The organism is Variovorax sp. Varisp85, assembly GCF_047304045.1.
Classification (GTDB): Bacteria; Pseudomonadota; Gammaproteobacteria; order Burkholderiales; family Burkholderiaceae_C; genus Variovorax.
Window position 1 is genome coordinate 1 of sequence record NZ_JBGLYN010000019.1, and the last position, 14167, is coordinate 14167.

Annotated in this window: 4 protein-coding genes; all 4 read left to right on the plus strand. The window is 63.8% G+C overall.

Annotation, left to right across the window (positions count from 1 at the left end; genetic code table 11):
• Window positions 1-749: 749 nt before the first annotated feature.
• The 4 genes from ACCC97_RS10175 to ACCC97_RS10190 are packed head-to-tail and all read left to right on the plus strand — an operon-like array spanning window position 750 to window position 14157.
• Window positions 750-929 (plus strand): DUF1778 domain-containing protein, encoded by a 180-nt coding sequence (locus ACCC97_RS10175; RefSeq protein ID WP_413332618.1) that lies wholly within the window; start codon window positions 750-752, stop codon window positions 927-929.
• A gap of 22 nt (window positions 930-951) precedes the next feature.
• Window positions 952-6285, plus strand: a complete 5334-nt coding sequence (locus ACCC97_RS10180; RefSeq protein ID WP_413332620.1) for a DEAD/DEAH box helicase — start codon at window positions 952-954, stop codon at window positions 6283-6285.
• Between the two features lie 5 nt (window positions 6286-6290).
• Window positions 6291-9152, plus strand: coding sequence for a helicase-related protein (locus ACCC97_RS10185; protein WP_413332622.1), 2862 nt, complete (start codon window positions 6291-6293; stop codon window positions 9150-9152).
• 4 nt (window positions 9153-9156) lie between these two features.
• Complete coding sequence (locus ACCC97_RS10190; protein WP_413332624.1) at window positions 9157-14157, plus strand: Eco57I restriction-modification methylase domain-containing protein; 5001 nt, start codon at window positions 9157-9159, stop codon at window positions 14155-14157.
• The last annotated feature ends 10 nt before the right edge of the window (window positions 14158-14167 follow it).

Here is a 14167-nt window from a genome sequence, read left to right on the forward strand (position 1 = left end):
CGCTTCGGGCTACGCCCTACGCGCCTTGCCGCGCAGCGAGTGAAAGAAGACTTACACCACTTGCCGGGACATCAACGATGACCTGGCCGGGCGAAAATCGCGTTGTGGACCAATCGACGTGGGCAAACTTTGCGCTCCATTGTCTTCGCAGAGATCTTGCTCAGACGCGCGAGTGGGCGGAACGGTTCGAAGATTTCGACACTCTTTCGAACGATCTGGCGCATTCCAGGTGCTATGAACTGCTATCTGAGTTCGGCGAGGGGCTTTATCCCTGGCGCGGGCATCTGCCTCGGGGCGTCGGACTCCTGGAGCACGGCACCGGAGTGGAGCTTTTCTGTGTCCAGCAGGGGCCGAGCCTCCTCGCTCGCGGGCGACAAAAGATTTGAGTTGGCCGCTTGGGGGCATGGCGGAAAATAGCGGAGTAGGGCTGCCGAGGCAGTGATCTCGGGCTACTTGGAGCGCCGATGTTCTTGGCGAACGACTAACTTTCTCACTTGCATAACGAGATCGCTGGCAGGCGGGCCCGAGCCTTTTGCCACGCGAGGACTACCTCGAGCGAAGGCGGGTCGGTCGCCGCACCCTGCGTTGTAAGTGCTAGCGGCGTCGCGGCCATCTCATAGGGTCGCGCGCAGATGTGGAACCAGCAAAGCCAAGCCTCAACGGCGGCAGAGCATGTTGTTCGATTTACATTTTGAAATACCCCGAAGAGTGCGTTACATTGTCATCGCAGCGCAATGTAGGTGGAACGTATGGCTCAAAAAACGGCAACTCTCAACCTCCGCGTGACACCAGAACTGAAGGAGTTGCTCCGACTGGCGGCAGAACGTGAGCATCGAACCGTAGCCAATCTCATCGAGGTGCTCGTCTACGAGCATTGCTCCCGCCTCGGAGTCAGCGCAGATATCAAGAAGCAGCCCAAGAAAAGCTGACCAAACTACCGGAGGAGAAAAGGTGGACGTTTTTAAATTTCGCGAGAACCTGGTCAGCGAGTACGAACAGTTCACCCGTAGCTTCACGCGCATCAAAGCAGACGACATCCGGGAATTTGTCGACCGCGAATACGACAGCCAGCGCTATTGGCCTGAGCCGCTGATACAAATCAACCCGAACTACCGTCAAGGCGGGACGGTGGAAGAGCTCGTTCATGCCGGGCAACTGAGCCCAGAGTGCTCTGACATCTTCCGGTTGGGTAAGTCGGCAAGTTCCGCAGGCGTCGCGCTGCCCCTGCACAAGCACCAGGCAGAGGCCGTCAGCCTGGCGTTGGCCGGCGAGAGCTATGTGCTGACCACCGGCACCGGCTCCGGCAAGTCGCTCTGCTATTTCATTCCGGTCGTCGACGCCTGCCTAAAGGCGAAGAAGGCGGACCCGATGCCGCGGACGCGCGCCATCGTCATCTATCCGATGAACGCGCTGGCCAACTCGCAGCTCGAGGAGCTGAAGAAGTTTCTCGGGTCGGACCCCGCCACACGCGCCGTGAGCTTTGGCCGCTACACCGGGCAGGAATCTGACGAGGAACGTCAGGCTATGGCGGCCAAGCCGCCGGACATCCTTCTGACCAATTTCATGATGCTCGAACTGCTGATGACCCGGCAGAATGACATCGACAAGGCGGTGATGCGCAACGCCAGGGGCCTGCGTTTCCTGGTCCTCGACGAACTGCACACCTACCGCGGTCGCCAAGGCGCTGACGTTGCGCTGCTGGTTCGCCGCGTGCGCGAAGCGCTCGCCGACGAGCTCATCTGCATCGGCACTTCGGCCACCATGGCGTCCGAGGGCAGTCAGATGGAGCGCAATGCCGTCGTCGCCAAGGTGGCGCGCCGGCTGTTCGGCACGTCCATCGCCGACCGCAACGTCATCACCGAAACTCTGCGGCGCACAACGCCGGAGAGTCAGACACTAGCTTCCGTCCGCGGCAGTCTTGGACCGGCCATTCGGGCAGGTGTCCCGACTGACCTCAACTTCGACGCCTTGGCCGCACACCCGATGTCGGTTTGGGTCGAGCTGACGCTGGGCCTGACCTACGAAGACGACAAGCCGAGGCGCGCTCGCCCTCGCACTCTGGCGGACGCCGCGAAGCTGCTCCACGAAGCCTCTGGCGAGCCCATCGGCAGCTGTCTTGCCTACCTGCAACAGTTCATGCTACGTGCCTACGCCGTCACTGATGGCGCGGGAAAAAGCTTGTTCGCGTTCAAGCTCCACCAGTTCATCGCCGGCGGTGGCAAGGTCTACACGACGCTCCAAGCGCCAGGGCATCGTGCCATCACGCTCGATGGTCAGCAGTTTGTCTCCGGCGACGATGAGCGTCAGCGTCGCTACTACCACGTGCATTTCTGCCGCGACTGCGGGCAGGAGTACATCCCGGTCTGGGACACGGACGGTCATGAAGGCCGGACCTTCAACGTTCGCAGTATCGAAGAGCGGCAACATGACGACGAGCAGGTCAAGTTCGGCTTCCTGATGCCCGACGGCCGAGGCCTCTGGGACCCGGAATCCCTGGAGCGCTATCCAGAGTCATGGCTCGAGGAGCGTGCCGACGGCGAGTGGCGCATCAAATCCGGCCAGCGCAAGTTCGTCCCCCAGGCGCTCAAGGTGCGGCCGGATGGCGTGGTCAGTACCGACAGCGGTCTGCCCGCGTGGTTTATCCCGGGCGCTTTCCGCTTCTGCCTGGCTTGCGGGGTGTCGCATACGACGTCGGGCAAGGACGCGCTGCGCCTGACCTCGTTGTCTGGCGAGGGCCGCAGTTCTGCAACGACGATGCTCACGCTGTCGGCCCTGCGCTACCTGTACGAGCAAGACCAGCAGCTGTCCGCGGACGCCAAGAAGGTCCTTGGCTTCTCCGACAACCGGCAAGACGCCGCGCTGCAGGCGGGGCACTTCAACGACTTCCTGCAGGTGCTGCTGACGCGGTCGGCGCTGCTGTCGGCTGTGCGCAAGGCGGGCGGTAGCGCGCTGTCGGAGCGTGAGGTTGCCAACGCCATCTTCGAGGCGCTCGGGTTTCACCGCGACGACCCGTCAGTGCGGGCCGAGTACATGCAGCAACCCGAGGTCAAAGGCAACACACGGCGGCAGGTGCAGGAGGCCATGCGCGGCATCCTCGGCTATCGAAGCTACTTCGACCTGCGGCGCGGCTGGCGCTTCAATAACCCAAACCTCGAACAGCTCGGCCTGGTCCGCATCGGCTACCAAGACATCGACGATCTGGCGGCAGACGCCACAGAGTGGGCCGAAGCCCCCCAGATCCTGCAAGCGGCCAATCCGGCGGAGCGAGCAACAGTTCTGCGAGCACTGTTCGACTTCATGCGCCAGGGCCTGTGCATCGCTACGCGCTACCTCGACCGCACTGAACTCGAACAGCTCCGCACCCAGAGCTACGCCAACCTGTGCGAGCCCTGGGGCTTCACCGAAGACGAGCGCCCGGTGGCGTCCCGCTGGTTCGTCACCTCGCGCCCGCGTGAGGAAACCGACCGCCGTGGTCGTCGCTTACAGGTCGAAGATTTCCTGATCATTGGCTCCAGCCGCTCGCGCCTGGGCAAGCTGCTGCGGCAAGGCAGCACATGGGGCGGCGGCAACCCGTACTACAAGTACATCAACGACCAGACCTACCCCGATGTCATCCAAGCACTGCTGACGGCCGCCGAGTCCTACGGCATGGTCAAGCGCGAGGAGACAGACTTCGGCATGACGGGCTGGCAGCTCAACGGCACCGCGTTGCAGTGGGAGGTTGGCTCCGGCGAGAGCACGCGCCAGGCCGAAGACAACGCCTTCTTCCGCAGCCTCTACCTGAACATCGCCGGGCTGTTAGACAGCCCCGTTCATCAGCTGTTCGACTTCGAGGCCCGCGAGCATACGGCACAGGTGGAACAAGAAGACCGGCTCGAACGCGAGGCACGCTTCCGCTTCACTGACAAGGACCGCGCGGAATGGCGCAGCAAGAACGGGATTGAGCTCGAATGGCTGCCAGTCCTGTTCTGCTCACCCACGATGGAACTCGGCGTCGATATCTCGTCACTGAACACCGTCTACATGCGCAACGTGCCGCCCACCCCGGCCAACTACGCCCAGCGCAGCGGCCGCGCCGGGCGTGCGGGTCAGCCGGCGCTGGTCATCACGTATTGCGCGAGCCAGTCGCCTCACGACCAGTACTATTTCCGCGACCCTGTGCGCATGGTGCACGGGCAAGTGAATGCGCCCACGCTCGACTTGGCCAACCTGGAATTGGTCAAGAGCCACATGCATGCCATCTGGCTGGCAGAGACCGGCAAGCGCCTAGGCAACAGCGTGCGCGACCTGCTGGACATGAACCTGCCGGAGGCGCTGCCGGTGACCGAAGAGATGGCCACGGAACTCGACAAGCCGGAAGCCAAGAAGCGCGCACACCAACGTGGCCTGAAGGTTCTGAGCATGTTGGTCACCGAGCTAACGCCAAAGAACGCCCCCTGGTACACGGACCAGTGGGCCGAGGCGGTGTTCCAGCGGGCGTACCACGAGTTCGACGGTGCCCTGCAACGCTGGCGTGACCTGTATCGCGCCACTGCGCAGGCCATCGAGCTGAACTTCAAGATAGAGAACAACCCGGCCGCCAGCGAGCGTGAGCGCCGCGAAGCCCAGCAGCGCCACAACGAGGCTCGCAAACAGCGTGACTTGCTGCTGGCCGGCGACAGCGCATTCAACAGCGACTTCTACACCTACCGCTACCTAGCCAGCCAAGGCTTTTTGCCGGGCTACAACTTCCCACGCCTGCCGCTGCTGGCCTATCTGCCTGCACGCCGCGGCTCCATCGGTCGCGAGAGCTTCCTGTCGCGCCCGCGCTTCCTGGCGCTGGGAGAGTTCGGCCCCTATAGCCTTATCTACCACGAGGGCAGCCAGTACCGCGTCACCAAGGCCCTGCTGACCATCACGGGCCAGGACCAAGTCAGCGAAGGCGCCAGGCTGCCCACTGAGATTGCCCGCCTGTGCCCGGCATGCGGCTACGGCCACTTCCGCTCGCAGCGCGACGCCGATCGCTGCGTTTCCTGCGGAGCCTCGCTGTCCGGAGCGCAGGAAATCAAGAACCTCTACCGCATCGAGAACGTCTCGACCAAACGCGCTGAGCGCATCACTGCGAACGAGGAAGAGCGGGTGCGCCAGGGCTATGAGATGCAGACCACGCTGCAGTTCGCCCAGGCCGAAGGCAAGCTGCAGATGGTCACCACAGTGGTCGAGGACGACCAGGGGCCGCTGCTCGAAATGCAGTACGGCCCCGCCGCAACCGTCTGGCGCATGAATTTCGGTTGGCGCCGCCGCAAAGAAAAGGCCATTCAGGGCTTCATGATGAACCCGGTGACCGGCCATTGGGTGGGCGGTGTTGACGACGGCAATGGTGAGAAGGAAGCCGAGAGCGAGGCGCCGCCGGACAAGACACCGCCGCAGCGCATCGTTCCCTACGTCGAAGACCGGCGGAACATCCTCATCGTGCGCCCGCACTACCGCCTGGGCGAACTCGCGGCCGAAACGCTGACCACCCTGCAGTACGCGCTCAAGCGTGGCATTGAGGCGGTTTACCAGCTCGAAGAGAGTGAGCTGATGGCCGAACCGCTGCCCACGCGCGACAACCGCCAATCCATCCTACTGTTCGAGGCGGCCGAAGGCGGCGCCGGCGTGTTGACCCGTCTGGCCACCGAGCCGGATGCCCTGTCAGCCGTTGCCGCGAAGGCCTTGGAGGTCCTGCATTTCCTGGCGTCGCCGGCTGGTCAGCCTTGGTCTCGCAAGACGCTGACCGAAGAACTCGACCACGACGGCAAGCCTTTGTGCGAGGCCGGCTGCTACCGCTGCCTACTGTCGTACTACAACCAGCCCGACCACGCGCTCATCGACCGCAAGGACAAGGACGCCGGCGGACTGCTGCTCGACATTCTGTGCCGCCTGACGCAGGCACATGCCCACCAAGGCACGCAGGGGCGCGCCCCCCACGAGCACGACGCCCAGCTTGCGCGCACCGCGGGCAGCTCGCTCGAACAGGCCTGGCTGGACCATGTGAACGAGCACGGCTACCGCAAACCTGACCGTGGCCAGCACACCATCGCCGGCGCCAAGGCTTGCGCCGACTTTTTCTACGACGAACTGAACCTGGCCGTCTTCATCGACGGCCCGCACCACGAAGCCGAGGCCCAAAGCGCCAAGGATTCCACCATCGACCGCGCACTCGACGAGCTCGGTGTCCTGGTAGTGCGCTTCCCCAAGGAAGTGTCTCGCTGGCCCGATATCTTCGAGAACAACGCCGACCTCTTCGGTCCCGGCAAGCCCTGATCGACATGAACGCTCCTACGCCGGAATTCCTTCCGGGCAGCCTCGTTGCGGCCCGTGGCCGTGAGTGGATAGTTCTGCCCGAGTCAAACACCGAGACGCTGCGCTTGCGCCCTTTGGGTGGCGGTGAGCGAGACGAGACGCTCATCTACCTGCCGCTCGAGCGGCAGCCCGTGCAGCCGGCCACTTTCCCCTGGCCGAACGTCACGCAAGCGCGCAACCACGCGGCCAGCCAATTGCTGCTGGACGCACTACAGCTCAAGCTGCGCAGCGGCGCGGGCCCGTTCCGCAGCTTTGGCAACATAGCTGTGGAGCCCCGCGCTTACCAGCTCGTGCCATTGCTGATGGCGCTCAAGCAGCCCACGGTGCGTCTGCTGGTAGCCGACGACGTGGGTGTCGGCAAGACCATCGAAGGCGCCCTTATCGCCCGCGAGTTGCTCGACCGAGGCGAAATCCAGCGCATGACGGTGCTCTGCCCGCCGCACCTGTGCGAGCAGTGGCAGCGCGAGCTCTCCGAGCGCTTCCACATCCAAGCAGCGGTGGTCCGGTCCAACTCGGCTGACCGATTGGAGCGAGATCTCCCGCCCGGCACCTCGCTGTTCCATGCCCACCCATTCACCGTCGTCAGCCTGGACTACATCAAGTCCGAGCGCCGCCGGGAAGCTTTTCAGCGCTCCTGTCCCGAGTTCGTCATCGTTGACGAAGCGCACACTTGCACCCAGGGCAGTCAGGGTCGACAGCAGCGCTACCAATTGCTCAAGGGTCTAGCAGCGCAGCCCGAGCGACACTTGCTGCTGCTGACCGCCACGCCGCACAGCGGCGATGAGGAGGCCTTCTTCAACCTTCTCGGCCTGCTACGCCCCGACTTCACGCAGCTCAAGGACCTGCCCGTTGGCCAGCGCAGCGACCTGCGCGAAGACCTGTCACGGCACTTCGTCCAGCGTCGTCGGCCCGACATCGCCGAATGGCAAGACACCTCCATGTTCCCCGACCGGCGCACGGCTGAGCTAACTTACAAGCTCACTGGTGCGTGGGGTCAGCTCTTCAACGATGTGCTGGTGTATGCCCGAGAACTCGTCGAGCGTTCCGAGGGGCAGGGGCTGCGCGAGCAGCGCATGAATTGGTGGGCGGCGCTGGCACTGTTGCGCTGCATTTCCTCGTCGCCAGCTGCAGCAGTCAATGCGTTGCGAACCCGCCTGGTGGGTGCACTCGGTGAAGCGGCGGCAGATGACGCCGTCTCGCTCGAAGAATTCGAAGCCCAGGCCAGCGACCGAGTGCTCGACGGAACAGACGACGCGCTTTCCACCGACGACATTGAGCCCGGGGCGCAGACCGAAGATGGGCAACGGCTGCAGGCGCTCACGGCCAGCGCCGCCGCGCTGGCCGGCCAACAGAACGACCCCAAGTTCGCCAAGCTGCAGGAGCATTTGGCGTTGCTGCTGAAGGACGGCTTCCAGCCCGTGGTCTTCTGCCGCTACATCGCCACGGCGCACTACCTAGCGTCGGCGTTGCAGGAGAAGTTCAAGTCGGCGACCGTCAAGGCGGTCACAGGTGAGCTCACACCGGATGAGCGCGAAGCAGCCGTCGAGCAACTGGGCGAGAGCGAATGCCGTGTACTTGTCGCCACCGATTGCCTCTCCGAGGGCATCAACCTGCAAGGCCTGTTCACCGCCGTCGTCCACTACGACCTCAGCTGGAATCCGACCCGGCACGAGCAACGTGAAGGGCGCGTGGACCGCTTCGGCCAGAAGGCTCGCGAGGTGCGCAGCACCATGCTGTATGGCGAAGACAACCCGGTCGATGGCGCGGTGCTGCACGTCATCCTTCGTAAGGCCGAAAGCATCCGCAAGGAACTGGGTGTCCTTGTGCCGATGCCGGACAATGAAGGCAAACTGACTCAGGCGTTGATGAACGCAGTGCTGCTGCGCAAGGGCGCAGCGACTTCCTATCAACCCGAACTCGACCTATGGGGTGAACCCGCCAAGGAAATTGACCTCGCCTGGCAGAGCGCCAAAGAGAAGGCCAAACAGAACCGCTCCATCTTCGCCCAGCGCAGGCTGAAGCCCGAGGACGTGCTGCCCGAATGGCGCAAGTCCACCGCCGTGCTGGGAGGTGAAGCCGAGGTCGAGCGTTTCGTCAGTCGCGCTGCCGCCCAACTCGGGGCACCACTTCAGTCCGTGAAGCAGCACTTCAAGCTGCTCACCGAACACCTGCCAGCATCCGTTCGTGAACGCCTGGCCGCAGAAGGCTTGACCGGCACGCTGCGCATCGATTTTCACCAACCCGCCGGTCAGGGCACTGCCTTCGTGCACCGCACTCACCCCCTGGTGGCCGTGTTGGCTGATACGTTGCTGGAGCAAGCGCTGGACGTCTCGCCCATCAACGCCGATGACCCTCTGGTTGCCCGCGCCGGCGTTGCGTTCGTCGCGAAGGTGTCGCTCAAGACCACGGTGCTGCTGCTACGCATTCGCCACCAACTCACGGTCACTCATGGCGCGAACACACGACTCTTGATGTGCGAAGAGGCAGTGGCCGTCGCTGCAAGTGGCTCGGAACCTTTCTCCGAACTGCCCTCTGACCAGACCCGTACTCTGTTGGGCGCCGAGGCAACCCGTAACTTGCCCGCGCCGCTGCGTGACCGTCAATTGCAAACCGCGCTCGACGCATTGCCGTCTTGGCAGCCTCAGCTCGAAGCCATCGCCAAGGCTCGTGCCCAATCCCTCCTGTTGGACCACCGCCGCGTACGCGAGGCAGCCGAAGGTCGCGGAAGCTACCAGGTCACCGCCAGTCTACCGGTGGATGTGATGGGTCTGTACGTGCTGTTGCCCGATGCGGGTGCCTCGGGTGGCAACTCAGTCATGGGAGCCTGACACCATGGCCAAGCGAATCACTCATCAACTCGCCTACCGCGCTATCCGAATCGAAGGCGGACTGCTCCCGGCCGACGAGCTCACCCGCCTGACCCTGCTTGCTGACCCCAAGGGCAGCGAACAGACCGAGACTCAATACCGCATTGCCAAGGGGCTGAAGCTGCGCGACGAAATCGCGCGCGACTTCAAGATTGCACTCAACCTCTGGCAGGACTTTCAGGCCCTTCGCCGGCGACAAGACGTACGGGTCCATGACGTGACCGTACGAGAGTGGCTGTTGCCGCTTCTGCGCGACGTGTTGCACTTCCACGATGCGGCGCGCTGCCCGGTCATCAAGCACGGCGACCACCAGTACGCCATCGGCCATGCCGGCAACAGCGGCCACGTTCCCCTGGTGTTCGCGGGCTTCGACCAACCGCTGGACTCTGCCGCCGAACGATTCGGGGAATTGAATCCGGACACCGACAAGACGCGCAAACGCAGCCCCTTCATGCTGGCGCAAGAAGCGCTGAATGCCACCGATACCTCACTCTGGGCCATCGTAAGCAATGGCCTCACGCTGCGCATCCTGCGCGACAACGCGAGCCTGACCCGGCCTGCCTACATCGAGGTTGACCTCGAGGCACTCTTCACCGAAGAGCTGCTGGCCGACTTCAGCGCCTTCTGGCTACTGGCCCACGCCACCCGTTTCTCCAGCGCATCTGGCAGTGCTGATACGTCACCCGCCGATTGCCCCTGGGAACGCTGGCGCGCCGCCGGCGAACTGGCCGGCGTCACCGTGCGCGGCAAGCTGCGCTACCAGGTGGCCGAGGCCCTGCGGGCACTGGGCACCGGCTTCGTCTCGCACCCAGCCAACGGGGCACTGCGCGCTGCACTGCAGTCGTCAGACAGTGGCTACGACCGCCAAGCCTTCTTCGAGGAACTGCTCCAGCTGGTCTACCGCTTCATCTTTCTTGCCACCGTAGAGGACCGACGTGACCGCACCACTGGCGAGCGCCTAGTCTTTGCGCCCGATTCGACAGCCGAGTCGAAAGCCCGCTACCTGTCCGGCTACTCGCTCACCTGGCTGCGCGAGCGGGCCGTTCGCCGTAGCCAACACGACCGCCATGCCGACCTTTGGCAGGCGCTGACCATCACGTTTGGAGCGCTGGCTCGCGGTGAGCCCGCGCTGGGACTACCCGCGTTGGGTGGTCTGTTTGAAGCCGACCAGTGTCCATACCTGGACACCGCCGAACTGGAGAACCGCCACCTGCTTTCCGCCGTATTCCAGCTTGGCTGGTTCCGCGCAGACGGCGGCCTCTCGCGCGTCAACTACCGCGACATGGGCCCCGAGGAACTGGGCAGCGTCTATGAAAGCCTGTTGGAACTGGTGCCGGACCTGCAAGGCCTCAGCCACCTAGCGAGCGCTCGCCTGGCCTTCGTCGGTGACGACGAGACAGACGCATCCACCAAGGGCAACACCCGCAAGCTCACCGGCAGCTACTACACACCCGACAGCCTGGTGCAGGAGCTCATCAAGAGCGCTCTGGAGCCGGTTATCACTCAGACCGTCAAGGCCAACCCGGAACGTCCGGTGGATGCCCTGCTGTCGCTCACCGTCTGCGACCCGGCCTGCGGCAGTGGTCACTTCCTGCTGTCGGCCGCGCGCCGGCTGGCTGACGAAGTGGCGCTGCACCGCGCTGCCGCTGAACGCGAAGGCGGCGCTCCCACCCCCGCCGACTACCGCCACGCGCTGCGCGACGTGGTCAGCCGCTGCATCTACGGCGTGGACAAGAACCCCATGGCCATCCAGTTGGCAAAGACCGCCCTATGGCTAGAGGCGTACTCGCCTGACCGGCCTTTGAGCTTCGTGGACCACCACCTGCGCGTGGGTGACGCATTGCTGGGCGTGCTGGACCCGAAGGTGTTGGAACACGGTATCCCCGATGAGGCCTACACCGCTCTGTCGGGCGACGACAAGGCAGTGGCCAGTGCATTGAAGAAACAGAACAAGGCTGATTTGAAGAGTTGGAAGAGCATTGCGTCCGGCGACTGGGTGACACCGGCCCGTTTCGCAGCGCAGGTGGTGTCGGCCGACACGTTGGACGACGACACGCCCGAACACCTCGCTGCCAAGCGCCAGGCCTGGCAGGCCGCCGACGCCGCCGCGCACAGCAGCACCTTCGCCCGACTGGCAGACACCTACGTGGCGGCCTTCCTGGCCCCCAAGCTGGTGGATACCACGGCGACCGTTCCCCTGTCGGGCTATCTTTGGAGTGTGCTGAGCGACCAGCCTGCCAACTCCAATGTCGAGAGTGCAGCCCAGGCGCTGTGCCGGCAGCACAGAGTCTTCCACTGGTGGCTGGCGTTTCCTCAGGTGGCGGCGCAGGGTGGCTTCAGCGTGATGTTGGGTAACCCGCCCTGGGAGCGCATCAAGCTGCAGGAAGAAGAGTTCTTTGCCACCCGCAGCCCCTTGGTGGCCGAGGCGAAACACAAGGCTGAGCGAGCCCAGCGCATCGAGTGGCTGCGCGAAGGTGTGTTGCTGCACAGCGTGAACCCAGACCTGGAACGCACCGAAGGTCTGACGCCGCCTAACCGGGCCGAGATGGCGCTGTACGCCGGGTTCATCGCGGCTCGGCGCGGCGCCGAGGCAGCCAGCCTCTATGCGCACGATGGGCGGCGCTACCCGCTCTCTGGCGTAGGTGATGTGAATACCTACGCGCTGTTTGCCGAAGCCTTCTTGCAGGCCACCGCGCCGAGTGGACGAGCTGGCTTCATTGTGCCGACTGGCATTGCAACGGACGACTCAACCAAGGCGTACTTCGAGCGCTTGGCCGTAGGTGGCTATTTGCGCGGCCTGCTGTGCCTGGAGAACGAGGAGTTCGTGTTCCCCTCGGTGCACCACTCGTTCCGCTTCGCCTTGTTGACTTTGGGGGGGAGCCCGACTACCGACCCGGCGAATCTGGTGTTCTTCGCGCGTCAGCCCGAACAGATTCACGATGTGCGCCGTCGGTTTCAACTGACCTCCGCCGAGTTCGCCCTCATCAACCCGAATACTCGTACCTGCCCGGTCTTCCGTAGCGAGCGCGACGCCGAGCTGACCAAGAAACTCTACCGCTCCGCGCGAGTACTCATTCAAGAGGCGGACATCAACGAAGCGGGCGATGTGGTCCAGCCGGAGATGAATCCGTGGGGCATCAGCTTCCAAGCAATGTTCCACATGTCCAGCGACAGCGGCCTGTTCGCCGATACCGCGGCCGGCGTCGGCCAGCCTCCGCATCTGCCGCTGTATGAGGCAAAGATGCTGCACCAGTTCGATCACCGCTGGGCGACCTACGTGGACGCCACCAGTGGTGCGGCGGGCGAGGTGGAAACCGCCGACCTCAGTGAAGCTCAGAAGGCGGATCCTGCCTTTGCAGTGCAGCCGCGCTACTGGGTGGATGAACGTGAAGTGCTGGCCCGCATCGCCCACGTGCCTGCGCGCGTGTCGCGCGCCTGGTTAGCCCTGCATGCCGCGCAGGACGCCGGGTTACAAGACGCCGTGGATGGCGCGCTGGCCGGACTGCTGTTGGCGCTGGCGCAGTGGGTGACCGGTGAGCTGTTCTATCGCGCTGCCGGCACACCCCCATCAGCCACTGGGTGGACGGCCACCCAAGCACAGCCGTACGTCGCGTCCACCGAACTGCAGCTCAAGGCCCGCTTCCCGCGCCTGAGCGAAGTTCTGCGTGGCGAAGGCCTAACTATCAAGAAGGCGCTTGTCGAGTTTCCGAAGTGGGCGATGCAGAACGCTAATGCGCGCCTAGCTGACTATGAACTTGCGGCCCTGACCGAAGAGTTGCAAGCTGCTACGCTCTCAACAGCGCTTCGTACGCTGCTCAACGCCTGGCTTGACCGTCGCAGTCCCCGGTGGTTGATTGGGTTTCGAAACATCGCTCGAAGTACCGACGAGCGTAGCTTCATCGCTTCAGTGGTGCCGCGCATCGCGGTGGGCCATTCGATGCCACTCATCGCTGTGGAGAAGCCTCCAGCGCAATGCGCATCACTCGTTGGCTTGCTGGGCGCGCTCGTTTTCGACTATGTTGTTCGCCAAAAATTGGGCGGCACGAATATGACGTTTGGCTACGTGAAGCAGTTTCCGGTGCCAGAGATTGATCGCTACACGCCCGCCGCCCTGGATTTCATCGTCCCCCGCGTACTCGAACTGACGTACACCGCGCACGACCTCAAGCCCTGGGCCGACGACCTAGCCGCATATGACGAGCGCCCCGCCACCGAACGCGGCCTGCCCTTCGCCTGGAACCCCGAGCGCCGCGCCCAACTGCGTGCCGAGCTCGACGCCTACTACGCCCGCCTCTACGGCCTCTCCCGCGATGAGCTTCGCTACATCCTCGACCCCAAGGAGGTGATGGGCGAAGACTATCCCAGCGAGACCTTCCGCGTACTCAAGGAAAGCGAGATTCGAAGCTTCGGCGAGTATCGGACGCGAAGGCTGATTCTCGAAGCGTGGGACAGGCTGGCTCAGGGCGAGCTTCCACAGTCGTCGAACCTCCAACAAGCTGCCCAGTACTCGGCGCAGGCCATGATTCGGAACGACGACGAAGCATGGCTCGCGGGTCTGGTCGCTGCGCTCTTGACGTCGGCCGCCGATGGCTGCACGGTGGATGAATTGCAAAACCTGGTAGCTCGGTCAGCTCAAGCGGGCGACCAGCTCGACGAGTCGGAGGCCCGGTTGCTGGCGAGCAATATCGACAGTGCCCAGTTGGTCAGAGCGCGAAGCCTCTTGGACAGAATCAGACCCATCGTTGAACGCTTGGAAGGTTGCGGCGCGGTTGCCCGACGCGTTGTGAGCGCCGCTTCCCGTTTCAGGCGGACAGACGTCGCGCTCCCTACCGACGTGGCGCAGACACCGGGCCAAGCAGAAGTTGCGGGCTTGCTGCATCTGGTCGAGAACCGACGACTGCAAAAGGCAGCCGGGGTCGAAGTGACGTCCAAACCGCAGTTGCCAATGAATCGCGGCGTGGGCTGACGGGAGGAGA

Coding starts and splice junctions, on each gene's coding strand:
- ACCC97_RS10175 (WP_413332618.1), top strand. CDS start 750: ATGGCTCAAAAAACGGCAACTCTCAACCTCCGCGTGACACCAGAACTG.
- ACCC97_RS10185 (WP_413332622.1), top strand. CDS start 6,291: ATGAACGCTCCTACGCCGGAATTCCTTCCGGGCAGCCTCGTTGCGGCC.
- ACCC97_RS10190 (WP_413332624.1), top strand. CDS start 9,157: ATGGCCAAGCGAATCACTCATCAACTCGCCTACCGCGCTATCCGAATC.